This is a genomic window from Pseudonocardia sp. Cha107L01 (assembly GCF_052566575.1).
The window spans coordinates 1786499-1810843 of record NZ_CP199579.1; the positions used below are offsets into that span (position 1 = coordinate 1786499).

Annotated in this window: 27 protein-coding genes and 1 tRNA gene; 19 read left to right on the plus strand and 9 right to left on the minus strand. The window is 69.6% G+C overall.

Annotated elements, in window-relative coordinates:
• The first annotated feature begins 174 nt into the window (after positions 1-174).
• Positions 175-723 carry a hypothetical protein gene (locus ACTXG6_RS08460; protein WP_445187203.1) on the plus strand — a complete coding sequence of 183 codons (549 nt, stop codon included), beginning with the start codon at positions 175-177 and terminating at the stop codon, positions 721-723.
• Between the two features lie 172 nt (positions 724-895).
• Here the strand turns inward: ACTXG6_RS08460 and ACTXG6_RS08465 are convergent, their stop codons facing one another.
• Both ACTXG6_RS08465 and ACTXG6_RS08470 read right to left on the minus strand, forming a co-directional pair.
• The gene (locus tag ACTXG6_RS08465) at positions 896-1570 is read right to left on the minus strand and encodes an HAD family hydrolase (RefSeq protein ID WP_445187204.1); all 675 of its coding nucleotides are present in this window, start codon (positions 1568-1570) and stop codon (positions 896-898) included.
• Positions 1567-2415: a GntR family transcriptional regulator gene (locus ACTXG6_RS08470; protein WP_445187205.1), complete on the minus strand. Its 849-nt coding sequence runs from the start codon at positions 2413-2415 to the stop codon at positions 1567-1569. The genes ACTXG6_RS08465 and ACTXG6_RS08470 overlap by 4 nt, the downstream gene beginning before the upstream one ends.
• A gap of 122 nt (positions 2416-2537) precedes the next feature.
• On the opposite strand from ACTXG6_RS08470, the gene ACTXG6_RS08475 reads away from it, so the two are divergent.
• From ACTXG6_RS08475 to ACTXG6_RS08520, 10 genes are all read left to right on the plus strand, one after another.
• Entirely contained in the window at positions 2538-2909 is a 372-nt protein-coding gene (locus ACTXG6_RS08475; protein ID WP_445187206.1) for a hypothetical protein, read from the plus strand.
• A gap of 358 nt (positions 2910-3267) precedes the next feature.
• Positions 3268-3468: a hypothetical protein gene (locus ACTXG6_RS08480; protein ID WP_445187207.1), complete on the plus strand. Its 201-nt coding sequence runs from the start codon at positions 3268-3270 to the stop codon at positions 3466-3468.
• A gap of 3 nt (positions 3469-3471) precedes the next feature.
• Complete coding sequence (locus ACTXG6_RS08485) at positions 3472-3843, plus strand: hypothetical protein (RefSeq protein WP_445187208.1); 372 nt, start codon at positions 3472-3474, stop codon at positions 3841-3843.
• Positions 3843-4148: a hypothetical protein gene (locus ACTXG6_RS08490; protein WP_445187209.1), complete on the plus strand. Its 306-nt coding sequence runs from the start codon at positions 3843-3845 to the stop codon at positions 4146-4148. Before ACTXG6_RS08485 ends, ACTXG6_RS08490 begins: the two co-directional genes overlap by 1 nt.
• A 27-nt stretch (positions 4149-4175) precedes the next feature.
• Positions 4176-4334, plus strand: a complete 159-nt coding sequence (locus tag ACTXG6_RS08495; protein WP_445187210.1) for a hypothetical protein — start codon at positions 4176-4178, stop codon at positions 4332-4334.
• Positions 4335-4553: 219 nt separating this feature from the next.
• Positions 4554-5891 carry an FtsK/SpoIIIE domain-containing protein gene (locus tag ACTXG6_RS08500; RefSeq protein ID WP_445187211.1) on the plus strand — a complete coding sequence of 446 codons (1338 nt, stop codon included), beginning with the start codon at positions 4554-4556 and terminating at the stop codon, positions 5889-5891.
• 9 nt (positions 5892-5900) lie between these two features.
• Positions 5901-6104, plus strand: a complete 204-nt coding sequence (locus ACTXG6_RS08505) for a hypothetical protein (RefSeq protein ID WP_445187212.1) — start codon at positions 5901-5903, stop codon at positions 6102-6104.
• Between the two features lie 173 nt (positions 6105-6277).
• Positions 6278-7630, plus strand: a complete 1353-nt coding sequence (locus ACTXG6_RS08510) for a replication initiator (RefSeq protein WP_445187213.1) — start codon at positions 6278-6280, stop codon at positions 7628-7630.
• Positions 7627-7836, plus strand: coding sequence for a helix-turn-helix domain-containing protein (locus ACTXG6_RS08515; protein WP_445187214.1), 210 nt, complete (start codon positions 7627-7629; stop codon positions 7834-7836). The genes ACTXG6_RS08510 and ACTXG6_RS08515 overlap by 4 nt, the downstream gene beginning before the upstream one ends.
• A complete protein-coding gene (locus ACTXG6_RS08520) occupies positions 7836-9068 on the plus strand; it encodes a tyrosine-type recombinase/integrase (RefSeq protein WP_445187215.1) in 1233 nt (410 codons plus the stop codon). The genes ACTXG6_RS08515 and ACTXG6_RS08520 overlap by 1 nt, the downstream gene beginning before the upstream one ends.
• Positions 9069-9159: 91 nt before the next feature.
• Here the strand turns inward: ACTXG6_RS08520 and ACTXG6_RS08525 are convergent.
• Both ACTXG6_RS08525 and ACTXG6_RS08530 read right to left on the minus strand, forming a co-directional pair.
• A tRNA-Pro gene (locus tag ACTXG6_RS08525) sits at positions 9160-9233 on the minus strand.
• Positions 9234-9257: 24 nt separating this feature from the next.
• Positions 9258-10205 (minus strand): metallophosphoesterase, encoded by a 948-nt coding sequence (locus tag ACTXG6_RS08530; protein WP_445189950.1) that lies wholly within the window; start codon positions 10203-10205, stop codon positions 9258-9260.
• Between the two features lie 72 nt (positions 10206-10277).
• Here ACTXG6_RS08530 and ACTXG6_RS08535 point away from each other — a divergent pair, with 72 nt between their 5' ends.
• On the plus strand, positions 10278-10745 hold the full coding sequence (locus tag ACTXG6_RS08535) for a GatB/YqeY domain-containing protein (protein WP_445187216.1): 468 nt from the start codon (positions 10278-10280) through the stop codon (positions 10743-10745).
• Positions 10746-10837: 92 nt separating this feature from the next.
• On the opposite strand, the gene ACTXG6_RS08540 is transcribed toward ACTXG6_RS08535, so the two are convergent.
• Positions 10838-13342: a transglycosylase domain-containing protein gene (locus ACTXG6_RS08540; RefSeq protein ID WP_445187217.1), complete on the minus strand. Its 2505-nt coding sequence runs from the start codon at positions 13340-13342 to the stop codon at positions 10838-10840.
• A 356-nt stretch (positions 13343-13698) separates the two neighbouring features.
• On the opposite strand from ACTXG6_RS08540, the gene ACTXG6_RS08545 reads away from it, so the two are divergent.
• Positions 13699-14109, plus strand: a complete 411-nt coding sequence (locus tag ACTXG6_RS08545; protein WP_445187218.1) for a WhiB family transcriptional regulator — start codon at positions 13699-13701, stop codon at positions 14107-14109.
• Between the two features lie 40 nt (positions 14110-14149).
• Here ACTXG6_RS08545 and ACTXG6_RS08550 read toward each other — a convergent pair whose 3' ends face one another.
• Positions 14150-15355, minus strand: a complete 1206-nt coding sequence (locus ACTXG6_RS08550; protein ID WP_445187219.1) for an ArsA family ATPase — start codon at positions 15353-15355, stop codon at positions 14150-14152.
• A gap of 69 nt (positions 15356-15424) precedes the next feature.
• Positions 15425-16456, minus strand: a complete 1032-nt coding sequence (locus ACTXG6_RS08555) for an ArsA-related P-loop ATPase (protein WP_445187220.1) — start codon at positions 16454-16456, stop codon at positions 15425-15427.
• 43 nt (positions 16457-16499) lie between these two features.
• Here ACTXG6_RS08555 and ACTXG6_RS08560 point away from each other — a divergent pair, with 43 nt between their 5' ends.
• The 6 genes from ACTXG6_RS08560 to ACTXG6_RS08585 all read left to right on the plus strand — a co-directional run bounded on the left by ACTXG6_RS08560 (position 16500) and on the right by ACTXG6_RS08585 (position 22267).
• Positions 16500-16682 (plus strand): hypothetical protein, encoded by a 183-nt coding sequence (locus ACTXG6_RS08560; RefSeq protein WP_445187221.1) that lies wholly within the window; start codon positions 16500-16502, stop codon positions 16680-16682.
• Positions 16682-17140 (plus strand): RidA family protein, encoded by a 459-nt coding sequence (locus ACTXG6_RS08565; protein WP_445187222.1) that lies wholly within the window; start codon positions 16682-16684, stop codon positions 17138-17140. Before ACTXG6_RS08560 ends, ACTXG6_RS08565 begins: the two co-directional genes overlap by 1 nt.
• Complete coding sequence (locus ACTXG6_RS08570; protein WP_445187223.1) at positions 17137-17829, plus strand: hypothetical protein; 693 nt, start codon at positions 17137-17139, stop codon at positions 17827-17829. The genes ACTXG6_RS08565 and ACTXG6_RS08570 overlap by 4 nt, the downstream gene beginning before the upstream one ends.
• Positions 17830-17859: 30 nt before the next feature.
• A complete protein-coding gene (locus ACTXG6_RS08575; protein ID WP_445187224.1) occupies positions 17860-19296 on the plus strand; it encodes a hypothetical protein in 1437 nt (478 codons plus the stop codon).
• Between the two features lie 336 nt (positions 19297-19632).
• Positions 19633-20565: a serine hydrolase gene (locus tag ACTXG6_RS08580; RefSeq protein ID WP_445187225.1), complete on the plus strand. Its 933-nt coding sequence runs from the start codon at positions 19633-19635 to the stop codon at positions 20563-20565.
• Between the two features lie 940 nt (positions 20566-21505).
• The gene (locus ACTXG6_RS08585; protein WP_445189951.1) at positions 21506-22267 is read left to right on the plus strand and encodes an MBL fold metallo-hydrolase; all 762 of its coding nucleotides are present in this window, start codon (positions 21506-21508) and stop codon (positions 22265-22267) included.
• 25 nt (positions 22268-22292) lie between these two features.
• Here the strand turns inward: ACTXG6_RS08585 and ACTXG6_RS08590 are convergent, their stop codons facing one another.
• Both ACTXG6_RS08590 and ACTXG6_RS08595 read right to left on the minus strand, forming a co-directional pair.
• Positions 22293-23462 (minus strand): MFS transporter, encoded by a 1170-nt coding sequence (locus ACTXG6_RS08590; RefSeq protein WP_445189952.1) that lies wholly within the window; start codon positions 23460-23462, stop codon positions 22293-22295.
• A gap of 183 nt (positions 23463-23645) precedes the next feature.
• The gene (locus ACTXG6_RS08595; protein ID WP_445187226.1) at positions 23646-24320 is read right to left on the minus strand and encodes a Crp/Fnr family transcriptional regulator; all 675 of its coding nucleotides are present in this window, start codon (positions 24318-24320) and stop codon (positions 23646-23648) included.
• Positions 24321-24345: the final 25 nt, after the last annotated feature.

The window sequence follows — 24345 nt, forward strand, 5'->3', positions numbered from 1 at the left end:
CGTATGCTTTGAAGTAGATGAAGCAGTCTTTGACGGTAGGGCAATCGAATCAATCTCGTTGCTAGTGGAGGACCTGCATCAGCAGGTGCTGACCGTTGGACCCATCAACCCACGCGAGGTGTAGCGTTGTCGAAGTCTAAGGCTAGACAGCCAAGACGTCCAAAGCCGCAACGGATGCACCTCGACCACTTCAAGCTGGTAGATGTAGTTGCGGACGGAGCGATTGCTACTCCACAGCTAGCGCATGGGAAACTAATTCCATTGCTGATTCTGGACACGCGCTCGCGCCCAGACGTCGAAGATCTGATTCGAGTTCAACGCTTCCTTCCCCCGGGAGATGTGACACCGTCATGGGCGACCACCGCTGATGGTCCGCTTGCAGTCATCCTTACGTTGAAATTCGAAAGGCCAGTCGAGACGTTATTCTCCGTCTTCCTCAAAGCCCAGAAGTATGGCGGGATTATAGATCAGATTGTTACCAATGGACTTCTTTATCTACAGGCAGGTGCGCCAGGTGACCGATATTCAACGACGATCGAGGCGACTCGAATGGCGGTCGAGGTTGATTCATCCAACTTTGAAGATGTATGGAAAGAGATTTTCCTCGAGACCACCTCGCGGACTTTTATAGAGAAAGGGTGGGACGCTAGCACAGCTCAGAAATTGGCAGGCGAAGCAATTGAAGGTATTAGGAAACTGAATGCGTTCCGGATGCCCGGATGAGCGCTCGAATAGCGACTAGTCGGGTCAGCGAGCCCGACCTGCCCAGGGCATTATCGCCCGAAATTCGTCACTTTCAAGACCTCCGAGGACTCAGTTGCCGGCAAACCTCCTGGACGACACCGAGCTAACCAAACGCCTGCAAACTGCCAGAGCCATGACGGCACGCAACCTGTTAGCTGGCCAGCGCATTGGCCACGTCGCGCAGCGAGGAGATCAACGCGTTCGGGCTGGCGGCTAATAGTGGGTCACGCTTGTCGGGCTTGTTGGCGAAGGCGATCGACCCGGTGCCGGCGCGGCGGGCGGCCTCGACATCGGTCACCGAGTCTCCAAGCAGTGCGCAGATCGCTGGAGGTGCCCCGAGTGCGGCGGCGGCCTGAAGTAGCAAGTGGGGGTCCGGCTTGAGCAGACGTGGGTCCGGGTCCGTGCGGGCCACGATGCCGTGGATGTAGCCACCGAGGTCCTCGGCCTTCACGAAGTCAGCCACGGCTGCGGCGGAGTTGTTGCTGACGACGGTGACAGTGCGGTCGGTACGTGTCAGAGCGCCAAGGAGATCGCGTAGGCCGGCGGTGGGCTGAGCCGACTTGACGCCGGCAACCTCCAGAGCGGTCAGAGCCTGCTCGATCATTGCGCTGTGCTGGGGAACGTTGATTGCGACGTAGTAGAGCAGGGCGAACGGGTCGGCTGTGTCCAACAGGTAGGCCGGGACTCGCACCTCATGTCGGGCGAGAATGTTGCCGAGTTCCCGGGTAGCTTCGGCGCTGCTGATGGCGCTGAAGGTGGCGCACATCGGTCCGTCGAAGTCGAGAAGGATGTGCTTCGAGTGGGCTAGGACGTCAGCGAGGCTCACGGGCGGCTGGGTTCGCGCGCGACGGTGTTCCACACGCTGTCGAACCACATGCGCGACTGCTGGACGTACTGGGACGCCATCGCTTCGGGGTCGGCTTCGGCGCTGTGGTGGAACAGGATCGTGTCCTTGCCCATGAGGTCCCAGATCCCGGTCGGTTCGCCGTCGAGCTTGATGGTGTGTTCCTGGACCGGGTAGTAGCCGAAGAACGCCTCTGAGCCGTTGATTAGGTACAGCTTGAACAGCGGGACTGTTGGGCACAGTCGTAGCTCGGCCTCGGCTGTATCGACCAGGCCGAGTTCCCCGAGTTCCCGGGTTGCCTCGACGACGGCGTGCGTGTGGCGCTCCATGATCCGGAGGGCGCGCTCGCGGAACGCTGGACTATCGGATAGGTCATCGGTGCGACAAGGCAGCGACCAGGGGCTCGTCGGGTCGGGGACCAGGAGTCGGACTCGGAGCGAGTTGGGCCGCAGTCGACCGGCGCGGATCTTGTCGAGAGGCTCCGCGATGGCGCCGTGCAGGGTCTCGCCCGAGAATCCCGCGAAGTCGACGGTCACATCGGGCTGCTCGAACGCGCGCTCCAGGTGTGGCCGAAGGCCAACCGGTCGCTCGGTGCGCTCGCGCACGAACACGCCGCTGCCCTGGCGGGACACGATGAGTCCCTCGTCCCGGAGTAGCCGGATCGCCTGCTGGATGGTCATCCGGGCAACGCCGTAGCGTTTCGCCAGCTCGGGGCCGGAGGGAAGCTTCTCGCCCGGCTGGAACGTCCGAGTCAGGATCGCTGCTCGGAGCGCGTTCGCGACCTGCTGGTAGGGCGGTCGCGGGTCGTCGGGATCCAGATTCTGCATACCGTCACTCTAGGTGATTTATCTAGCCAGGCCAAGCAGGCTAGCCAGGTTTGTTGACATGACTAGCCATGCTGGTATGGTTGCGACATGGCTAGGCAAGCTGGACAACCTGAGGAGGAGCGATGAGGGATCTCTCGGTGAACTTCTCGAACTACCGGCTGACGGTGGTCGAGGAGCCGGAGATGAAGCAGAAGCGGGACGGGTCCGGCCCGGTGATCGACCGCAACGGCGCCCCGCAGTACGTGGTGTCGCTGTTCGCCAAGCGTCTGCCGATGGAGGGCGAGCGGGCGCCGAAGGGCGAGGAGATCCGGGTGACGTTGGAGACCGATCCGGGGGAGGGCTACCAGGAGGGTCTCCGGGTCGAGCTGATCCACCCGCGCGTCAACGCCTGGGAGATCAAGGACGACGAGACCGGCCGGGTGTCGTCCGGGCTGGCGTTCAAGGCACTGGGGCTCAAGCCGGGCGTGCTCCCGCGTGCGGCTGCCGAGAAGTAGTTCGCTGACCGGTCGCATGTAGGTGGCCTGAGCACGGCGCAATACGAAATTCCTGTTCTTTGACAATTCAAGAGTGGATGCCCCTATGTCAAAAACCGGCGCATATCCATGCGTCGAAGAGATGGATACGGCCACGCAGGGAGGGGTTTCGCATGGAATGTGCATTGTGCACGGTGCCGGGATGGTGCCCCGAGTGTGACGGGTACGGCGACATCCCCGGAACGAATGACGAATGCGGCACATGTCACGGGACCGGCAAGTGCCCGGAATGCGCGGGCACCGGAGAGGTACGGCAATGAGCAGCACGACAGCACATCGGACAGGTCATTCAACTACAGCGGCAAAGGACGGTGCGGTTATGAGCAACACGACTACGGAGCGGGTTCTTCCTCGGCGACGCAGCACGACCGGTGTGGCTCGTCTGATCCGGCGACTGGAGCGGGAGCGCCGCGACTGGGCACGCCCGCGGGACCGGGAGATCCCGACAGCACAGGCATGGCGGGCGGGAGTGGCCGAGGGCATCCGACTGGCCCAGATCGCCATCAAGAAGGGGGTCTGAGCGATGGGCGCCAAGACGAAGAGCTTCCGGGCCGAGTGCGACCCGGAACGTGTGGTCATCGAGCTGGACAAGCTGTGGCGAGAGTTCCTCGACCGGTACGCCGGCGAGCCACTCGACACCTGGTCGGCGCACGCGGAGCTGGCGCGCTGGACTGCCGGATGGCACGGCCGGTTCCGGGTGCAGTGGTCGCGGCTGGGCGAGTGGGCACGGGCCACTGACCAGCCTAGGGCGGCGCAACGGGCGATCTTCGCCGCCGAGCACGACGAGTCGACCAAGGAGCTGAAGGCCGAAGCCGACGCGGTCCGCTACGAACGCGAAGCCGCCAAACTCGCCTGCCGCTCCACCGGGCGATCGGCCGCCCGGGCGGTGGCCTGATGGCAGTCCTGACCGCAACGGCGGCCCGGGTGAACGTCGCCCCGGTGAACCGCCGCGCGCTACGCCGCTACGGGGAGTTCTGGCGGGCACTGCAGATGGTCGGCAACGCGGTCGGAGCTGCGGAACGACTGGCAGGGAAAGCCGCCGACCTCGAACCAGCTCGCGGATCCGGCGGGAATTGGGCCACCCCGACCGCTGAGGAGCTGCGGTCGGCGGCGAAGAAGGCGGGCCAGTCGCTGCACGTGATGTCCAAAGCGGCCCGTAAGTGGGAAGCGGAGCTGGTCTCCCGGGAATGGCGGCGATGAGCGATGTCACGGGAAGTGGACCGAACGGTGGAAGAGCTGGACCAGTCAATGCGGGCCCTACGACAGGCGCTGAGTGGGATTCCATTCCGGGCGGGTGGATTCAAGAACACGCACGACAACCTGGCGCGAGAAGTCGCGCACCTCACGGTGCTGATCGACGCCGCCCGATCGAAGTTCAAGAACTAGCAAAGGGCGGGTGCCCGCCGGGACACATCTTGGCGGATTCGGCTCGACGGGCACCCGTTCGCACCAACAACAACCAGTAACAAATAGTCAAAGGATGAGTCAGTAGCGATGAGTAAGAATATCCGAAACCTAACATTCGGCGAATCAAGGCCCTCGAAACGGCAGGGTGCGCGCGGGACTGGGCGGACCTCGGCTCGGCCGCCGGGCAAAGAGATGCGCATGCTCGCGTGGCTGGGCCGACACCCCGGCTTCTTGCTGGTCCCGATCGCGCTGGGATGGTCGGCGCTACGGTTCGGCCCGGTCCCGCTCGGCTACACACTGGCCGGACTGGTCCTCATCACGGTGGTGTGGGGGCGGGCGCACCCTGCCTCGTTTGACCGGTGGGTGGCGCCGTGGCTGCGCTCGATGAAGCGGCGGTGGTGGGACTACCGGGGCCGGCGCTGGTCGGATGTCCTCATCGACTGCGACCTGAGCCGGGACAACCGGCGTACCGGAGAGTTGATCGTGCCTCGGGTGGACCGAGTTCGGGCGGTGACCCCCTCGATCGACACCTTGCGGGTGCGGATGGTGCGCGGACAGGACATGCGGACCTGGACCGATCAGGCCGAGGCCCTGGCGCACGCCCTCGGAGTGGAACGGGTCGCTATCGCCAAGCACCGGCCCGGGCGGTTGCACATCGTGGTCGAACGGGAGATGCCGTTCACCACGGCGCTCCCGGCCCCGGAGATCCCCGCATCAGTCCAGGACGTGAACCTGCGTGCGCTGGACATCGGTGATGACGAGTACGGCCAGCCGATGACGGTGCCAGTGATCGGCGGATCGCACCTGTTGGTCGCGGCGGCCTCGGGTGCGGGCAAGTCCGGGGCGATGTGGGGCATACACCGGGCCATGGGGCCGATGATCCGAGAGGGCCTGGTCAGGGTCCGGATGATCGACCTCAAGGGCGGCACCGAGACAGAGCTGGGCCGCGACCTGTTCTACCGGCGCGCGATCACCATGGATGACGCGATCGAGCTGCTGCGCGAAGCGGTCGCGGACATGCAGGACACCCAGCGGCGGATGAACGAGGCCCAGCTCCGCAAGGTCGATGTCAGCCCCGAGTTCCCGCTGGACTTCATCCCGATCGACGAGCTGGCGATGCTGACCGCCTACGGAGACCGCGCCCAGGTCCGCGAGGCAATCCGGCTGCTCGCGCTGCTCATGACCCAAGGCCGGTCGAGCCTGTTCAGCGTGGCCGGGTTCGTCCAGGAGCCATCCAAGGACATCATCGAGGTTCGGGACCTGTTCACCGCCCGGGTCTGCCTTGGGGTGACCGCCGCCAGCCACGTCGACATGGTCCTGGGCGAGGGTGCTCTGGACCGGGGCGCGCTGGCCCATGAGATCCCTCTCGACGAGGACCACGCCGGGATCGGGTTCCGGATGGACAAGGGCACCCGACTACCGCGCCGGCTACGCATCGGCTACACCAGCGATGCCGACGTGCAGGAACTCAACCGGCTCTGCGCCCCACGTCCACATCTGGTCTCGGTCCCTGTCGGTACTGAGGGAGTGGCCTAGATGTGGGGCATGACCGGCTGGGTGCTTCGGACCTGGCTCAAGCTCACCGCCGCCTTGGCCCTCGGCGTCGTCGGGGTCTGGCTGCTCACCGACCGGCCCGGCTACGTGTGGGCCGCGATCATCACCGCCGGCCTGACCAACGTCTGGGCCATCCGCGCCCTGGCCAAGGAATGGGCAGATGAAGCCCGCTCCTCCTGGTGGTGGAGCCGATAACCGCACCACACACGCGGTGCGGGTGAAGCAAAGGGCCGGCGGCCCAGCCAGGAACAGGAGAGTCCAACTGGCTGGGCCGCCGACCTATTAGTGAACGCGATCACACCCGCCTATGCCAGAGCCCGCAGCTCGGATGGCGCCCCTCACACACAGAAACTTCTCAGGAGACTCCCATGTCCAACGTCGTTCCCGACCACCCGAGTTCGCTCGACGACCAGATCACCGCCCGGCTACAGGCCCCGGACTACCAGCAATGGCGAGCCAAGGTCCAAGCCAGCGGCGGATGCGCCCGACCGATCAAGCTCACCGGAGAAGGCGCCCTCGTCGACCCGGACGGCACCCTGATCTACCACCGGGCCGGGGAGCTGTTCGCACCGTGCGGCAACCGCCGCGCCAGCGTGTGCGAATCCTGCTCGGCCCGCTACGCCGCCGACGCCTTCCACCTCCTACGGGCCGGGCTGTCCGGCGGTCACAAGGACATCCCGACCACGATCGCCACCAAGCCGAGGGCGTTCGTCACCCTCACCGCCCCGTCATTCGGGCCGGTCCACACCCGCCGCATCACCCGACGAGGGCTGGTCATCCCGTGCCGCTGCGCCGAGCGGCACCACCCCGACGACCCACGCATCGGGGCACCGCTGGACCCAGACAGCTACGACTACGTCGGATCGGTGCTCTGGCAGGCCCACGCCGGCAAGCTCTGGCACCGCTTCACCACCGCCCTACGCCGTGCCCTGGCCCAGCGCCTCGGGGTGCCCGGACGGATCTTTCCGAAGGTCGCCCGGCTGTCCTACGCCAAGGTCGCCGAGTACCAGGTCCGAGGACTGGTGCACTTCCACGCCGCCGTCCGCATCGACGGCCCCGAAGGACCCGCCGACCCGACACCACCCGGCGTCATCGAGGCGGTACTGCGGGAAGCAATCACCGAAGCGGCTCTCTCGGCGAGCCTGACCGTCGAGCGCCCGGACGGGTCGACGTTGCTCCTCGAGTGGGGCGCCCAGCTCGACATCCGCGACATCACACCGACCGCCGTTGAACAGATCGAGGACGACTCCGGCCAGATCAGCGAAGCCCGCCTGGCCGGCTACATCGCCAAGTACGCCACCAAGGGCACCGGCAAATCCGAGGCCGCCGACCGGCCGATCCGGTCCGAGTCCCACATCGAGTACCTGCACCTGTCCGCGCACCACGAACGGATCATCCGCACTACCTGGGAACTCGGCGGTCTGGAGCGCTACGAGGACCTCAACCTGCGGAAATGGGCACACATGCTCGGCTTCCGTGGCCACTTCCTCACCAAGTCACAGCGCTACTCGACCACCTTCGGCGCGATCAGGAGGGACCGCCAGACGTTCCAAATCGCCTACCTGCTCAACGAGCTCGGCCACGAAACAGACGACATCGACGACGTCATCGTGATCAACCACTGGCAACTCACCGGCATCGGCCACCGCAACCAAGCAGAACACGAGCTAGCCGCAGCTATTGCGGGACGCGCACCGATACGAACGGGGGCAAGGACATGAACGAGATCGGAGCGACGGCGGCAGTCATCGACACGGCCTGCCTGACCTACACGGTGGACGAGGTCGCGCGGCTGTTGAAGCTCTCGCGGGGCGTGGCCTACCAGCACGTTCGGGACGGCGTGATCCCCGCCGAGCGTGTTGGCCGGCGCTGGTTGGTCCCGCGCAAGCGTCTACACGCGTGGCTCGATGGAAAGGCGGTTGCCTGATGGCTGGGATCCGGCGGACCCCCGCGGGGAACTGGCGTGCCTACTGGCGCGGTCCGAGCGGCAAGCAGGAGTCGAAGACTTTCGCCACCAAGCGTGAGGCGTCCACCTTCATCGCTCAGGTCACCACGAGCAAGAGCACCGGGAACTACGTCTCGCCGCACGCCGGCCGGGAGTTGTTCGAGACGCACGCACGGCGGTGGATCGAATCCTGGAACACCGAGGCGACCACCACGGCGCGGGACCGGTCGCTGATGGAGAACCACGTGATCAAGCAGTGGGGGAGTTGGCCGCTGGCAAAGATCGATCACCTGGCGATCCAGACGTGGGTCACCGACCTCGGGCGGGGACTATCGCCGGCCACGGTCGCCGAGTGCCGCCGCCTCACCGGGGGAGTGCTGCGGTCCGCTGTCCGGAATCGGCTGATCGCGTTCAACCCTTGCGAGGACATCCGCGTTCCGAGTCGCCGGGTTCGGGACACCGACGAAAAGGTGATCTCGCGCGAGGATCTCAGAGGGCTGCTGCTACCTGCGGTTCCCGAGCGGTACCGCGCGGTGGTCGCCATGGCTGCCGGCGCCGGCTTGCGCTGGGGCGAGGTCGTCGGGGTCTGTCTCGACGCTATCGACCTGGAGCGCGCGCAGGTCCGGGTGATTCGCACTGTGATCGAGGTTTCGGGGCACACGTCCTTCAAGCCGTTCCCGAAGTCGACCGCTGGCCGCCGGACGGTACCGTTGCCAGCCTGGCTGGTTGGCATCATGCGCGAGCACATGGCCGGTGTCTCGCCGGGGGAAGGCGGTTTGGTGTTCCCAAACGAGGTAGGGGGCGCCCTACGCCGGACCCTATTTCGGACCAGAATCTGGCGGCCGTCGCTGGTCCGGGCCGGACTGCTCGGGAACGTGACCGAGAAAGGGAAGCGGCGGTTCACGGCATCATGGTCCGACGAGACCGGCGCTCACCAGATGGAGTTTAAGACCCGGGCAGCAGCGATCAAGCACGTCGTGCGGAATCAGCCCGGTGGACTCCGGTTCCACGACCTGCGGCACTCCTACGCAACGTGGTTGGTGGACGACGGTGTCCCACCCAACATGGTGCAGCGTGTGATGGGTCACGAGCGGTCGTCCACGACGCTGGATCTGTACACCCGGCGGACCGACGATCCGACCCGGATCCTGCGTGCGCTCGACGACGATGAGGACGGGGACGACGGCGGTTCTGATGCCCTCGTACCGGCGTGATGCCCTTCTGATGCCTTTCCGGCCCAGAGAAACGACGAAGGCCCAGGTCTTGGGCTCCTGCTGGAGCTTCTGACCTGGGCCTTTCATGGTGTCGGGGTGGCGGGATTCGAACCCACGACCTCTTCGTCCCGAACGAAGCGCGCTACCAAGCTGCGCCACACCCCGATGGCCTCGCGGCCGTTTGAGAGTCTAGCTGACGTCCGCGGCGGCCCCTGACTTGGCTCGGCTTCCGCCGGATCGGGCGCCCTCGGCGGCTACCGGACGGGCCACCAGGGTCAGCAGGCTGGCCTCCGGCGGGCAGGAGAACCGGACCGGGGCGTAGGGCGAGGTACCCAGCCCGGCCGACACGTGCAGCCAGCTGTGCGCCCCCCACCGGGAGGCACCGCGAGCCCGCGAGCGGTCCAGGCCGCAGTTGGTGACCAGGGCGCCGTAGAGCGGCACCCGCAGCTGACCGCCGTGGGTGTGCCCGGCCATGATCAGGTCGTAGCCGTCGGCGGCGAACCGGTCGAGCACCCGGGGCTCCGGGGAGTGCGTCAGCCCGAGCCGCAGCGCGACCGGTTCGGTCACCGGGCCGGCGACCGTGTCGTAGCGGTCCCGCCGGATGTGCGGATCGTCGACACCGGCGACGGCCACCGATCGGCCGGCCACGTCCAGCCGCAGCCGGTGGTGGGTGGCGTCCAGCCAACCGCGCTCGATCATCGCGGCGCGCAGGTCCCGCCAGGGCAGCGGGACGCCACCGATCCACTTCTGCCGCCGCCCGAACAGGTAGCGCATCGGGTTCTTCGGTGTCGGCCCGAAGTAGTCGTTGCTGCCGAACACGAACAGCCCCGGTAGCGCGAGCAGCGGATCCAACGCGCGGAGCACCGCGGGCACCGCCTTCGGGTCCGCCAGGTTGTCGCCGGTGTTGACCACCAGGTCAGGCTCGAGCGCGGCCAGCTCGGCGACCCAGCGCTGCTTGCTGGCCTGGCCGGGCATCATGTGCAGGTCCGACACGTGCAGCACACGCAGGCTCGGGCTGCCCGCCGGCAACACCGGCAGCGTGGCGGTGCGCAACGTCCAGTGCCGCCGCTCGATCAGCGATGCGTACCCGACTGTGGCCACTCCGAGCGCGGCCACCCCGAGCGCGCTCCGTATCAACTTGCTCACTGCACCGAGGGTACGGGGCTACCCCGTCGGCGCGCCGGATGCGGGGCTCTAAGCTGATCAGCCATGGGTCTGAAAGCTCAGCTGCGAGACGATCTCACCGCCGCGATCAAAGGCCGGGACGAGCTCACCAAGTCGACCATCCGGATGGCGCTGAGCGCGATCACCGCCGCTGAAGTGGCAGGTGACACCGCGCGCGAGCTCGACGAGCCGGAGGTGGCCCGGGTGCTGACCCGGGAGGCGAAGAAGCGGGCCGAGTCCGCCGAGGCGTTCGATTCGGCCGGGCGCGTCGAGCTGGCCGACAAGGAACGAGCCGAGGCCGAGGTACTGGCCCGCTACCTGCCGAAACAGCTGACCGACGCGGAGGTGGACACGTTGGCCGAGCAGGCGATCGCGAAGGTCACCGCCGACACCGGGGCCGCACCGGGGCCGAGACAGATGGGCCTGGTCATGAAGGCCGCAACGGCGGCCGCCGCCGGCCGGGCCGACGGTTCCCGGGTGTCCGCCGCCGTGAAGGCCCGGCTGATCGGCTGACCCACCCGGTCTGACCGCCGCCAGGATCGGGCGTGGCGCACGCCGACCCGGGTCGGCGCCGCGCTGACCTCGGCGCAACGCGTGGCCAGCGCTCAGTTGCCGGCTCGGCCGGACTGTCCGCCGCGCGCGCCCGGCGCGGCGGCGGGGCCGGGCTGAGCGGGCGGGCCCGCCGGTGCGGACTGGCCGGGTGCGGACTGGTCGGGTGCGACCGGCTGGCCGTACTGGTCGTACACCTCGCCGTTGGGCCCGTAGCCGAGATCCCGGTCGTCCCCGGACGGGTCGCCCGGCGGCGGCGGTGGCGGCGGCACGTCACCGGTGCTGACCTGCAGCGTCACCACCTCACCCGGCAGCGCGGAGCCCCGCGGCGACTGGCCGACGACGACGCCCTGGGGTGCGCGGTTGTCCACGTTCTGGAGGCTGATCTTCCAGCCTGCCTTGGACAGGATCTTGCGCGCGTCGTCGGCGTTCTTGCCGATCATCTCTGGCACCCGGGAGGCAGCGCCGCCCTCGGTGTAGCGGTCGTCGACCGGCGGCAGTTGGGTGACCGGCTGGCCGGCCAGGTAGCCGTTCATGGCCGTGAAGAACGTCCTGGCCGGGGCCTTGCCGCCGTAGATGTTGCCGCCGGAGCAGGCCACCGGCGGGGCCACTCCACCCGGGTCGCACAGCGGCCTCGGGGACCGCGAGTTGTCGAAGGTGATCACCGCTCCGGCCGCGATCTGCGGGATGATGCCGATGAAGCCGGCCGACTTGTACTGCTGCGTGGTGCCGGTCTTCGCGGCGATCGGCCGGTTCCAGCCCAGCGTCTTCGCCGAGGTGGCCGCCGTCCCGATCACCGAGTCGTGGCTCAACCCGGTCAGCAGCGTGTCGGCCAGCCCGGGCGGCAGCACCTTTTCGCAGGGCAGCTCGGTGACCGGCACCGGCTTGCCCGCCCAGTCGGTGACCTGGTCGATCGGGCTCGGCGGGCACCAGGTCCCGGCGCTGTTCAGGGTGGCGCCGACGTTGGCCAGCTCCAGAATGCTGGTGGGGGACACACCGAGGGTGAAGGACGCCAGGCCCTGTGCCTTGGTGGCCTCCGCGATCGAGCGCTTGGTGCGCTTGCCGGTGCCCGGCTCGACGAACGGCGTGGTGGCCAGCGAGCGGAGGCCCATCTTCACCGCCATGTCGACCACCGGCGCCACCCCGGTGAACTCCTCGAGCTTGACGAACGCGGTGTTCGGCGACAGCGCGAGCGCCTCCCACATGGGCATCGAGCCGGCGTAGCTGCCGTCGTTGCGCACCGGGATGGGCCGGCCGGTGCCGTCCTTGTAGATCGGCGAGGCGTACCCGCTGGGCGGGACCGTCATCACGTAGTTGATGCCGAGGCCCTTCTCCAGGGCGGTGGCGGCGGTGAAGATCTTGTAGATCGACCCGGCTCCCAGGTTCACCGGCTGGTAGGGCAGCCCGTAGCTGGTCTCCTCCTGGTCCGCGCGCAGCCCGAACGTCCGGTTGGCCGCCATGGCCAGCACCCGGTGTTTCTGGGTGCCCGGTTCGACCAGCGCCATCACGTTCGCCACGTGCGGCTGCTTCGGCGGCACCTCGGCGTCCACAGCCCCCTTGACCTGCTGCATGGCCTTGGGGTCGAGCGTGGTGCGGATGGTGTAGCCGCCCCGGTTGAGCTGGTCCGCGGTGAACCCGGCCTCGGTCAGGTACTCCACCACGTACTTGCAGAAGTACCCGGCTTCGGCGGCGCCGAGGCAGCCGTTCGGCCGGGAGGTCAGCGGGTCGACGACGCCCAGCGGTGCAGCGGTCGCCTCGGCGGCCTGCGCCGGCGTGATCATGGACTGCTCGGCCATCGCCCTGATCACCACGTTGCGCCGGTCCAGTGCGGCCTGCGGATGGCTGACCGGGTCGTAGGCGCTGGTGGAGCGCACCATGCCGGCCAGCATCGCGGCCTGCGGCACGGTGAGCTTGTCGGGCGTGGTGTTGAAGTAGGTACGTGCGGCCGAGTACACCCCGTACGCGTTGTTGCCCAGGAAGACGATGTTCAGGTACCCGGCGAGGATCTGGTCCTTGGTCATCTTGCGCTCGAGCTGCAGCGCGATGCGCACCTCGCGGAGCTTTCGGGCGGTGGTCTGCTCGGTGGCCTTCAGCCGGTCGGACTCGCTCCTCGCGGTGACGTAGAGCTGGTAGTTCTTGACGTACTGCTGGGTCAGGGTGGAGGCGCCCTGCCGTACGTCACCGGACGCCGAATTGGCGATCATCGCGCGGATGGTGCCCTGCCAGTCCACGCCCTGGTGGTCGTAGAACCGGCGGTCCTCGATGGCGACCACGGCGGCCTTCATCGCCGGTGAGATGGCCTCCGGGGCGACCGGGGTGCGGTTCTGGGCGTAGAGGTAGGCGATCGGGGTGCCGGTCGCGTCGGTGACGGTGGTGGCCGAGGGCATCTGCTCGTCGGCGAGGTCGGCGGACACGCTCGCCACGCTGTCGGCCGCGGTGTTGGACGCGACGCCGGCACCGGCGGCGAGTGGGAAGACCATGCCGGCAACCAGCACCCCACCGACCACACAAAGCCCGAGCAGCTTGATGACCAGCCGGCTGGTCGGCTCGCTGCCGTTCATGGAGCGTGAGCTTACGCGGGGATGAGCGCTCGAACGGGGTCCTGCGCCCGTGGTTCGTTGCCCGGATCCGGTGATGCCGCCGGACGGCCAGCAAGGCTCGACCCGGCGGGACACCGGCCGGTCCCCGGCGGCGGCAACGAACCTCGGCCGCGGCGTACTCAGGCCCTGCGGACACCGGCACTAGGTAGGTCACCCTACGTAGTTGAGTAATTTTCCCGGCTTGGCGGCGGGAACCGGTCCGGCCAAACTTACGTCTATCAGCAAGACGGAATGTGAACAGCTCGCCGGAAAGCTCGGTCGGCTCAGAGCACTACCACTGAGCGCCGCGGCAGCGGGCCTGGACTAGGGAGCAAGAAATGGTTGCGACGGGGAACTGGCGTGTGTCGGCCAACTGCCGTAACGGAGATCCGGAACGCCTTTTCGTGACAGGCGCAAAGCAGCGCGATGCCCGTTCCATCTGCCGGGGTTGCCCGGTTCTTACGCAATGTTTGTCACACGCCCTCGACGAGCGCGTCGAGTTTGGGGTGTGGGGTGGCATGACCGAACGGGATCGCCGCGCGATGCTGCGCAGGCGCCCGGACGTGACCTGCTGGGAGAGTTTCCTCAACGAGATCGCCGCCCGCCGCTCGGCCGCTCCGGTCCCGGCTCCGGCCGCCGCGCCGGTGGCTCCGGCCCGGGCGCCGGTCCCGCTGCCGATGCCGTTGGTGCCGGCGGTGGCCAGGCAGGGCCGGCTCGCACCGGCCGGCCAGTTGTCCGAGGCTGCCTGAATGGGTGCCCGGCCGTGCGCCGAGGGTCGGCTCCGAGTGCTCAGCCGAGGGCGTCCTGGGTGCTCTTGGCGGCGACCATGGCGGTCTGCCCCGGGGCCGGCGCCGCGGTCAGCCGCTCGCCGATCTCGCGCAGTCCGGCCAGGTCAGTGATGTCCCCGGCCACCGCCGGCACCTGTTGTACAGCGACACTCGGGTGGGCGTTGGTGAAGCGGGCGAGTAGCCGCTGCTCCCGCTCCGACCGGTCCACGCGGTCCGCGTGCAGCCGCAGCACCGCCGAGGCCAGCCGGCCGCTGCCGGCCTTGTCCACCACGTCGGCGAGGTCGCGGGCACGCCCGGCCGGCAAGTCCGCGAGCACCGGGTGGGTGCGGTTCAGGATGAGCCCGGCCAGCGGCATGTCCTCGCTGGCCAGCCGGTCGACGAAGTAGGCGGCCTCACGCAGCGCGTCCGGCTCCGGCGCCGCGACCACCACGAACGCGGTGCCCGGCGAGCGGAGCAGCTCGTAGGTCTGCGTGGCGCGCTCCCGGAAGCCGCCGAACATGGTGTCGAAGGCCTGCACGAACGCCGAGGCGTCGGAGAGCATCTGGCCGCCCAGGATGGTGCCGACCGCCTTGGCGAAAAGACCGAAACCGGCGCCGACCAACCGGCGCAGTCCGCGCCCGCCCACCCGTGCCGGGGCGGACAACAGCCGAATCATCTTTCCGTCCAGGAATGACGACATCCGTTGCGGCGCGTCCAGGAAGTCCAATGCCGATCGGGACGGTGGCGTGTCCACCACAATGAGGTCCCATTTGCCGGTCGCGGTCAGCTGGCCGAGCTTTTCCATGGCCATGTATTCCTGTGTTCCGGAGAACGAGGAAGAGATGGTCTGATAGAACGGGTTGGCGATGATTTTCTCGGCGCGATCGGGCGTCGAATGGGTGTACACCATCTCGTCGAAGGTGCGCCGCATGTCCAGCATCATCGCGTGCAGCTCGCCGCTGGACCCCGACTCGTCGTCGCTCACCCCGGTAACGCGCTTCGGCTCGTTACTCAGTGTGCTCAAACCCAGCGCTTCGGCCAGCCGTCGCGCGGGGTCGATGGTGAGTACCACGGTCCGCCGGCCCCGTTCGGCGGCGCGCACCGCGAGGGCGGCGGCGGTGGTCGTCTTGCCCACCCCGCCGGACCCGCAGCACACCACGACGGTGGTCTCCGGCGAGTCCAGCACCGCGTCCAGGTCGAGGCGGCGGGTCGGTTTGCTCGGACTCATGGCTCAACCCCGTCGTTGGGCGGTTGGTGGGTGCTCACTGCATCGTCCTGTTCTCGGATCCGGGCCGGCTCAACGGGTCGCCTTGGCCGGCCGCGGTACCGCGTGGGCCTGAACGCCCTGGTCGGTGAGCTTCTCGGCCAGCTCATAGATCGCGCCCAGCTCGATGCCGTCGATCATCTCCGGCAATGTGAGGCGGGGCAGCGGCTCGGTCGGCTCCTTGTCCAGTCGGGCCAGCGCGGCCGCCTCGGCACGGACCCGCACGGCGTGCTCCACGGTCTCCGCGAGCAGCCCGTCCAGCTGGGCGTCGGTCAGCTCGAGGCCGGCCGAGGCCAACCCGGAGCGCACCCGCATCCGGTCTACCCGGCCGTCCGCCGCGCTGTCCACCGAGCGGGTGGGCAGCCGCCGGGCGTCGGCCCGGTTGACGATCACCGCGCCGGTCCGCAGCCGGGCGTCGGCCAGCTCCGAGACCGTCTCCAGCGTCTCCGTCACCGGCAGGTCCTCCAGCGTGGTGACCAGGTGCACGACGGTGTCCGCCGAGTGCAGCAGCCGGACCACGCCCTCGCTCTGCCGGTAGATCGGGCCGGACTTGGCCAGGTCGGCCATCGCCTTGGTGACGTCCATGAAGGTCACCACGCGACCGGTCGGCGGCGCGTCCAGGATCACCGCGTCGTAGACGTGCCGGCCGTCCTTGCCGGTGCGCGTCACACATTCCTTGACCTTGCCGGTGAGCAGCACGTCGCGCAGCCCGGGGGCGAGCGTGGTGGCGAACTCGATCGCGCCCATCCGGCGCAGCGTCCGCCCGGCGATGCCCAGGTTGTAGAACATCTCGAGGTAGTCCAGCAGTGCGGCCTCGGCATCCACGGCGAGCGCGCGCACCTCACCGCCGCCGGGGGCCACCGCGATCCGCTGCTCCTCGTAGGGCAGCGGGCTGGTGTCGAACAGCTGGGCGATGCCCTGCCGTCCTTCGATCTCGACCAGCAGGGTGCGCCGGCCACCGGTTGCCAGTGCGAGTGCCAACGCGGCGGCCACCGTGGTCTTGCCGGTGCCGCCCTTGCCGGTCACGACGTGCAGCCGGGCACGCTCGAGCTCATCGGGCCACATGCCTGTGCAGCCTACGATGTGCCCCAAGATATGGTGGCGCACCATGAGCGCCTCGGGTACCGCGTGGGAGTACGCAACTGTTCCGTTGCTGTCCCACGCCACCAAGCAAATCTTGGACCAATGGGGCTCCGATGGGTGGGAACTCGTCACCGTGTTGCCCGGCCCGACCGGTGAGCAGCTGGTGGCGTATCTCAAGCGCCCGGTCGCCGGCGGCGGGTCCGGCTGATGTCGGCCAGCCAGCGACTCCGTGACCTGGGGATCGAACTTCCCCAGGTGACTACGCCGGCCGGTGCCTACCTGCCCGCGGTGCGCTCCGGATCGCTGGTGTTCACCGCGGGACAACTGCCGGTGGTGGCCGGCGCGCTGGTGAGCACCGGCAAGGTCGGCGCCGAGATCGACGCCGGCGAGGCCGCCGGGCTGGCCCGCTCCTGCGCGCTGAACGCGCTGGCGGCGGTGCACGCCCTGGTCGGTATCGACGCGGTGCGGCGGGTGGTGAAGGTCACCGGATTTGTGGCCTCCGCTCCCGGGTTCACCGACCAACCAGCCGTGATCGACGGCGCGTCATCCCTGTTCGGCGAGGTTTTCGGTGAGGCGGGCGGACACGCCCGGTCCGCCGTCGGTGTCGCCGAGCTCCCCAAGAACGCGCCGGTCGAGATCGAGATCGTTGTTGAGGTGTCCCCATGAGCACCCAGTCCGAGAACGGCGCCCTGGCAGACCCGGAGCGCGCCTGTCACGACCTGCTGGTCCGCCTGGCCGGGCGGCTGCCCGACCGGCTGCTGTGGCGGCTGCGTGACTGGCTCGCCGCCGACGGGCACGCCGCGCTGAGCCGCGCGCTGCCCAAGGCGCTGCTGCGCAACCGCATCGGGTTGACCGACGCGGAGCGCGACCTGATGGAGGCCAGCCTGCCGCTCTGGGGTGCCACCCAGCGGCAGCTGGACGCGGTCCTGCCGGTCGCCGAGCCGGGCGAGACCAATGCGACCTTCCGCGCCGAGCTCGCCCCCGAAGAGGTCTGCGCGGACCTGTCCAGCCCCGGCGGCTGGCGGGACAGCATCGACCTGATGCTCACCGCGGTGGTCCGAGGCCACCCCGGTGCGAAGGAACTGCGCCGCAGCTGGCGCGTCGACCACTCTCGTCCCCAACGGGTGGTCCTGGCACACGTGACGGAGGACCTGCCGGCGCTGACCGGCACCCTGCAGCGCGTGCTGCGTGCGCACGGCGACCTGTCGCCGTGCGTTGAAGTGGTATCGCCGCCGTTGGCTCTACCCCCGTACCACCGGCTGGCGCTTCGTGATTCGACCTCGCTGTGGCGACCCAACGAACGGGAGTCGGGGCGCCCCCGCCGCGACTCCAGCGGTTCGTTGGTCGACGCCTGAGTCCAGCGACTACTAGCTCAAGGAGGCGAGATGCCGGAGGGCCGGGAAGTCACCGACGTCACGGTCGACACGCACAGCCTGCTGCTTTCGCTCGCCGGGCTGCTCGACGACGAGCTGCTCGGCTGGTGCCGGGAGCTGGTCGCGGTCGGCGAGGGTGACTATGCACTTGAGCTCGTCACGGCCGCTGTGCAGGCGGACCGGGTGCGGCTGCCGGCCGCCACCCACGAGGCGCTGCTCGCGGCTGCCAGCCGGCTGAAGCTGCTCGGCAGGGGTGAGTCACTGCCCGCGCCGGACGCCGCGCCGCGGCTGCGGCACCGGTTCCTGGCCGATCCGGCGGGCGGCGGTTTCCCGATGGTCGGCGGCGAGCGGTCCCCGGAGCACGCGCTGGCCTCGGTGCCGGCGCGGCTGCTGCGCAACTGTGAGCTCTGGCTGAGCTGGCGGTGCACCCCGACCGGGTCGGCGCCCGGCCCGCTGCCGCACCCGGTGGTGCTCATCGAGGTCGACGAGTCCGACGGTGCCGACGTGCTGGCCTATCAGGTCGGCGAGGTCCTGCTGCGGGCCGGCGTGTTCGCCTCGGTTGAGGTGTTCGCCGCTGACACGGAGCTCAGTGAGTACCACCGTGCCGCGCTGGCCGAGGCGGTCCGGGTCGAGGTGACCGGTGACCGCCCGCTGCCGGAGGCGACCCGGCCGGCCGGGCAGAACGGGCGCGCCGGCGGGGCCCGGCCGGAGGCCGCCGCGAACGGCGGCGAGTCGAGGGCCCGGGACACCGCGCGACGTCCGGAGCCGCCCCGCCCAGGCCCCATCGCGGGGTCCGACGGTAGCCGGCCCACCCCGTTGCGCCCGGTCGACCGGGTGATCACCGCCCGAGGCTCGGCGCCGCGCCGCCCCCGCACGGACCGTCCGGACCGCTCCGACGCCGGGTTCGACGAGATTGCCTCCGGGCTCACGTTCGACCGGGCCGGCGCCGGCAGTGACGACGACATGTTCGGCCCGGACGGGCCGGGTCCGGATCGGGCCGCCGGCCCCGCCGATCAGCCGATCGAGCGCCGGGCCGCCGACCAGCCCCGCGGTGGGGACTGGGGCGGGTCGCGGGAGCCGGCCGGTGGGCCGCCCAGGGACGAGCCGAAGAACCGGCCAGGGCCGCCGCCCCGGCCTGCGACGTCGGGTCCGGGGCCGTTCTCGGCCGGGCCGGACCGAACCGGTGCGAACCGACCGGTGGCGCCAGGTGGGCCAGGCGGTCCGGCTGGCCCGCCGAAACGACCCCCGACGCGGCCGGATGACACGGCGGACGGCCCGCTGTCCGACGTGGAGCAGCGGTTGCTCCGCCAGCTCCACGAGGAGCTGGCCGCCCGCGAGGACCGGGGCAGCGCGCCTCCTGGCAAGGACCAGCCCCGGATCTTCCGCGGCGCCAACGGCGGCCGCAAGCCCCGGCCAGCCCGACCGAACGACCCGCCGCCAGCGTCCTAGTGCCCTGCGTCCGAAGTCCTTGCCAGATATTCGGTGATCCAGATGGATGCGTCGCAAGGCTCTGTCTTCCTCGGAGGGGCCGATACCGTCGTTGTATCGGCCCCGACGACAACGCCGCGAGGCGCCATCTGGGCGCCGGAGATCGGCAAAAGACTTCGGACGCCGGGCACTAGTGCCCCGCACTGGTGGTCGATAGCACCGGATCGTCCGTGTTGCGTATACCTACGCAGAGCTGCTCTGCGTAGGTATACGCAACTGTGCAGCTCAGGGCGGCCGCCGCGAGCGTGTCGTCCCGATTGCAAGGTCATTTAAAGGTTCGGCCCGCACACTGCGCGCATGGAGCACGAGCCGCCTGGGCGACGCCGCGCTAGACGCTCGCTCCTGCTGCCGTTCGCCGCGGTGCTGGTGCTGGCCACCATCGGCTCCTCGGTGCTGATCGTCCGGCACACTCAGCGGGCGGACGACTACTACCGGGCCGCCGACCCGAACTCCGGGGCGGGCGACTCGACGCTGACCGCCGGCACCTCGGCCGGCCAGACGCTGCCGGCGGCGATCGCCTCGGTGGACACGCTGAACGCCGTCCAGCCCTCGGTGGCGTCCTACGGCGTCGCGGTGCTGGACCGCACGACCGGGCAGCTCACTCTCGGCTCCGAGGGCGCCACACCGCTGTACTCCGCGTCGGTGGTCAAGCTGTTCACCGTGGTCGACATCCTGCACCGCACGGAGGCCGACGGACTGGTGCTCACGCCCGTCCAGCAGGCCGACATCCAACGCGCGCTGAGCCTGAGTGACGACAGCGCGATGAACGCGCTCTGGAACCAGTTCGGCGGGTCCCGGACGGTCATCGAGATGATCGGGCTGGCCAACCTGCGGGACACTCGCCCGCCGGCCAACCCCGGCGAGTGGGGTGAGACGTTGATCTCCGCGCGGGATGTGGTGGAGGTGTACCAGTACCTGTTGAGCTCGATGGGCCAGTCGAGTCGGGACACCGTGCTGGGCGCCCTGGCCAGTGCCCAGCAGTCCGGCGCGGACGGTTTCGACCAGGCCTTCGGGTTGCTGCGCGGCCCCCGGTCGGCGACCGTGGCGGCAAAGCAGGGCTGGATGATCGACGGCCCGCAGCTGTACCTGCACAGCACCGGCGTCACCGGGCCCTCGGGCCGGTACGTGATAGCGCTGCTCAGCGCCCAACCCGCCACGATCGGCTACCAGACGGCCAAGGCCTACCTGTCCGCCGCCGCCACGACTGTGGTGGATGCGCTCGCCCACTGAGCGCGAGATCGCGGCGGTCGTCGTCACCGGGTGAGAGGCCGGGCCACCGGTTAGAGTCAGGATCATGTCGGCCCCAGACTCCCCAGTAACCCCCCGACCAGCGGCAACGGTCATGCTGCTGCGCGACACCGAGACCGGGATCGAGGTGTTCCTGCAACGCCGGGTGAAGGCTATGGCGTTCGCGCCCAGCGTCACCGTGTTCCCCGGCGGCGGGCTGGACGAGCGGGACCGGCAGAGCAGCGGTGTCACCTGGTCCGGGCCGCCGCCGTCCTGGTGGGCCGATCGGTTCGGCTGCGACGAGGACCAGGCGGCCGCGCTGGTGTGCGCCGCGGTGCGGGAGACGTTCGAGGAGTGCGGCGTACTGCTCGCCGGTGGTCCGGACGGGGCGGCCCTGGACGCGACCCCCGAGCAGTTGGCGGCGGCCCGCTCCGAGCTGGTGGACCGGCGCGGCTCAATGGTCGACGTACTCACCGCGAACGGCTGGGTGCTGCGGGCCGACCTGCTGCGCCCGTGGTCCAACTGGATCACGCCGGAGATCGAGCCGCGCCGCTACGACACGTTCTTCTTCGTCGCGCAGCTGCCGCCGGGCCAGCGCGCCGACGACGGCACCACTGAAGTCTCGGAGGCGGGCTGGCACCGCCCGGCGGACGCACTGGCGGACTGGCACGCCGACCGGTTGCAGCTGCTGCCGCCGACCTGGGTCAGCCTGGAGCAGCTCGCCGAGCAGGACGACGTCGCCGCCGCCCTCGCCGCCGGCGAGCACCGGGCGATCAACCCGCTGATCCCGAAAGTGCGCCGTGAGGACGGCAAGGTGCTGCTGTCGTTGCCCGGCGAGCTGGGCTACGACACCGCGCCGCTGCAGCTGCGGCCGCGCCAGTCGCCCAGCCCGAACCCGCCGAGGCGCGGCCTGCTGCCGGCAGGACAGCGCCCGGCGCACCCGATGTACGAGAAGCTGCGCCCGGTCACCGCAACCGCCTCGGTGCTGCTCGCGGAGAACCCCTCCCCGATGACGTTGGAGGGCACCAACACCTGGCTGCTGCGGGCGCCGGACGCCGAGCAGGTGATCGTGATCGACCCCGGCCCGCTGGACGAGCACCACCTGCGGCGGATCGCCGAGCACGGGCCGGTGGCGCAGATCCTGCTCACCCACCACCACTTCGACCACTCCGAGGGCGCCGCCCGCCTCGCCGAGCTGACCCATGCCCCGGTCCGCGCGCTGGACCCGAAGCTGGTGCTGGGCGGTGAGGGGTTGGGCGAAGGCGACGTGGTCGCCGCCGCCGGCCTCGAGCTGCGGGTGCTGACCACCCCGGGGCACACCGCCGACTCGCTGAGCTTCGTACTGGAGGACGCGGTGCTCACCGGCGACACCGTGTTGGGCCGCGGCACCACGGTGATCGCGCAGCCGGACGGCCGGCTCAGTGACTACCTGAGCTCGCTGCGCCGCCTCGCCGAGCTGCCGGAGGGGCTCGCTGTGCTGCCCGGGCACGGCCCTGAGCTGCCCGATGCCGGCGCGGTGGCCAGGGAGTACCTGGCGCACCGCGAGCAGCGCCTCGAGCAGGTCAGGGAGGCGCTGCGCCAGCTCGGCCCGGACGCCACCCCGCGCCAGGTCGTCGAGCTCGTCTACGCGGACGTGGACCAGGTGCTGTGGCCGGCCGCGGAGTCGTCGGTGCGCGCCCAGCTCGACTACCTGCGCGCCGGCTGAGCACGGCGGTCGGCCCGGCTCTGGACTAGCCGCAGGCGGTCTTGGCCGGGTCGGCGGGCCGAGCGGGCGACGCGAGGCTGCCGCGCATCAGCGCGACCACGCCGGCCAGTACCAGGGCGGTGCCCGCGCCGGCCAGGAACGCCGTAGCCGGCCCGTGAGCCTCCACCAGTGCGCCGCCCAGCGCCTGCCCGCCGGCGAGCCCGAGAGTGGTCGCGGTGATCACCCAGCCGAACGCCTCGGTGGCGGTACCGACCGGGGCGGCCAGCTCGACGGTGATCGAGTGCGCGGTGACCTGCGGGGTGACCAGGCAGCCGGCCACCAGCATCGCCACCCCCACCCCGATCAGCCCGGGCGCGGCGGCCATCGCACCCACCGCGAGCCCGAACCCGGCCAGCAGCGCCGGCAGCCGGTGACGCAGCTCCCGGGGCCACGGCCGCAGCCCGTAGAGCAGCCCGGCCAGCACCGAGGCGACCGACCAGGCACTGAGCAGTACGCCGGCCAGCGCTGGGCGTCCCGCCTCGGTCGCCACCGCCGGCACCCCGACCTCGACCACGCCGACCACGGCCCCGAAGCCCAGTGCGGCCAGCGTCACCACCCGCATACCCGGGCTGGCCAGCGCACCCCAACCGGTGCTCGCCACGCCGCCGCTGGAGCGGTGGCCCCGCACGGTCCGGGTCAGCGCGAAGCTCACCGCGCCGAGCAGCATCATGGTCACCGCGACCGCCAGCCCGGTACCGGGCCACGGCGTGAGAATCAGTGCGGCGGCCGCCGCCGGGCCCAGGATGAAGAACACCTCCAGGCTGACCGCCTCGTAGGTGTAGGCGGCTTCCCGGCGCGACCCGGCCGGCACCAGGTGCGACCACAACGCCCGCGACGACCCGGGCAGTGCCGGGGTGCTCAGACCGACCGCGAACGCGGCGGGCACCAGGACGGGCAGCGCCATCCGGTGCTCGATGGCGAGTATCAGTGCGGCACTGGCGGCGGCGAACACCAGGCTGACCAGCAGGAGGGGGCGGGTCGCGCCGCGCCGGTCGATGATGCGCCCCTGCAGGACCGAACCGGCCGACTCGCCGATCAGCGCGGCGGCAGCCACGAAGCCGGCCCAGGCGAACGAGCCGTAACTGCGTTGCACATACAACAGAGAGGCCAGGCCGAGCATGGCGATGGGAAATCGACCCAGTGCCGAAGCCAGCATCGGGCCGCGCGCACCCGGGGCGCGCAGCAGGGCGCGGTAGTCGGTCAGGGACGTAGACACCCGACCAGCCTCGCTGCCCGGGCCCGGCCAGACCACCGAGTTATCGCCACCGCTTTCCTCTGGTCGCGACTCGACGCTCCGCCGGGCCGACCGGGAAGGTCCGACGAACCCCCCGGCGGTGACTCAGCGGGCCCGGCGGGCCAGCCGCTCCGGCTCGAGGATGAGCACGCTCTTGCCCTCCAGGCGCAGCCAACCGCGCTGCGCGAAGTCGGCCAGTGCCTTGTTCACCGTCTCCCGGGAGGCGCCGACCAGCTGGGCGATCTCCTCCTGGGTGAGGTCGTGGGTGACCCGCAGCAGACCGGACTCCTGGGAGCCGAACTGGCGGGCCAGCTGCAGCAGCGCCTTGGCGACCCGACCGGGCACGTCGGTGAAGATCAGGTCGGCCAGCGAGTTGTTCGTCCGCCGCAGCCGCCGCGCGATGACCCGCAGCAGCTGTTCGGCGATGTCGGGTCGCTTCCCGATCCACTCCTTCAGCGCGCCCCGGTCCATCGTGTACGCGCGCACCTCGGTGATGGTGGTCGCGGACGACGTCCGTGGGCCGGGGTCAAAGATGGACAGCTCGCCGAACATGTCCGAAGGACCGAACACCGCGAGCAGGTTCTCCCGCCCGTCCGGCGACTTACGCCCGATCTTCACCTTGCCGCTGGCAATGATGTAGAGCCGATCGCCCTGTTCGCCTTCGGCGAAGATGACGTGTCCTCGGGGGAAATCGACGGGTTCGAGCTCCCCGGAGAGCGCCTCGACAGCACTCGGCTCGACTCCTTGGAAAATGCCCGCCCGGAGCAGGACCTCGTCCACAGCCACTCCTCAACTCGCGGCCGTC

Bases quoted from the DNA above. Each gene is read 5' to 3' on its own strand.
- ACTXG6_RS08555 (WP_445187220.1), bottom strand. From the start codon at position 16,456: ATGTGGCCCGATGAGCTCGAGCGTGCCCGGCTGCACGTCGTGACCGGC.
- ACTXG6_RS08460 (WP_445187203.1), top strand. From the start codon at position 175: ATGCACCTCGACCACTTCAAGCTGGTAGATGTAGTTGCGGACGGAGCG.
- ACTXG6_RS08470 (WP_445187205.1), bottom strand. From the start codon at position 2,415: ATGCAGAATCTGGATCCCGACGACCCGCGACCGCCCTACCAGCAGGTC.
- ACTXG6_RS08505 (WP_445187212.1), top strand. From the start codon at position 5,901: ATGACCGGCTGGGTGCTTCGGACCTGGCTCAAGCTCACCGCCGCCTTG.
- ACTXG6_RS08480 (WP_445187207.1), top strand. From the start codon at position 3,268: ATGAGCAACACGACTACGGAGCGGGTTCTTCCTCGGCGACGCAGCACG.
- ACTXG6_RS08585 (WP_445189951.1), top strand. From the start codon at position 21,506: ATGTACGAGAAGCTGCGCCCGGTCACCGCAACCGCCTCGGTGCTGCTC.
- ACTXG6_RS08560 (WP_445187221.1), top strand. From the start codon at position 16,500: ATGAGCGCCTCGGGTACCGCGTGGGAGTACGCAACTGTTCCGTTGCTG.
- ACTXG6_RS08580 (WP_445187225.1), top strand. From the start codon at position 19,633: ATGGAGCACGAGCCGCCTGGGCGACGCCGCGCTAGACGCTCGCTCCTG.
- ACTXG6_RS08500 (WP_445187211.1), top strand. From the start codon at position 4,554: ATGCTCGCGTGGCTGGGCCGACACCCCGGCTTCTTGCTGGTCCCGATC.
- ACTXG6_RS08475 (WP_445187206.1), top strand. From the start codon at position 2,538: ATGAGGGATCTCTCGGTGAACTTCTCGAACTACCGGCTGACGGTGGTC.
- ACTXG6_RS08515 (WP_445187214.1), top strand. From the start codon at position 7,627: ATGAACGAGATCGGAGCGACGGCGGCAGTCATCGACACGGCCTGCCTG.
- ACTXG6_RS08590 (WP_445189952.1), bottom strand. From the start codon at position 23,462: ATGCTGGCTTCGGCACTGGGTCGATTTCCCATCGCCATGCTCGGCCTG.
- ACTXG6_RS08510 (WP_445187213.1), top strand. From the start codon at position 6,278: ATGTCCAACGTCGTTCCCGACCACCCGAGTTCGCTCGACGACCAGATC.
- ACTXG6_RS08570 (WP_445187223.1), top strand. From the start codon at position 17,137: ATGAGCACCCAGTCCGAGAACGGCGCCCTGGCAGACCCGGAGCGCGCC.
- ACTXG6_RS08550 (WP_445187219.1), bottom strand. From the start codon at position 15,355: ATGAGTCCGAGCAAACCGACCCGCCGCCTCGACCTGGACGCGGTGCTG.
- ACTXG6_RS08485 (WP_445187208.1), top strand. From the start codon at position 3,472: ATGGGCGCCAAGACGAAGAGCTTCCGGGCCGAGTGCGACCCGGAACGT.
- ACTXG6_RS08540 (WP_445187217.1), bottom strand. From the start codon at position 13,342: ATGAACGGCAGCGAGCCGACCAGCCGGCTGGTCATCAAGCTGCTCGGG.
- ACTXG6_RS08565 (WP_445187222.1), top strand. From the start codon at position 16,682: ATGTCGGCCAGCCAGCGACTCCGTGACCTGGGGATCGAACTTCCCCAG.
- ACTXG6_RS08490 (WP_445187209.1), top strand. From the start codon at position 3,843: ATGGCAGTCCTGACCGCAACGGCGGCCCGGGTGAACGTCGCCCCGGTG.
- ACTXG6_RS08575 (WP_445187224.1), top strand. From the start codon at position 17,860: ATGCCGGAGGGCCGGGAAGTCACCGACGTCACGGTCGACACGCACAGC.
- ACTXG6_RS08535 (WP_445187216.1), top strand. From the start codon at position 10,278: ATGGGTCTGAAAGCTCAGCTGCGAGACGATCTCACCGCCGCGATCAAA.
- ACTXG6_RS08520 (WP_445187215.1), top strand. From the start codon at position 7,836: ATGGCTGGGATCCGGCGGACCCCCGCGGGGAACTGGCGTGCCTACTGG.
- ACTXG6_RS08545 (WP_445187218.1), top strand. From the start codon at position 13,699: ATGGTTGCGACGGGGAACTGGCGTGTGTCGGCCAACTGCCGTAACGGA.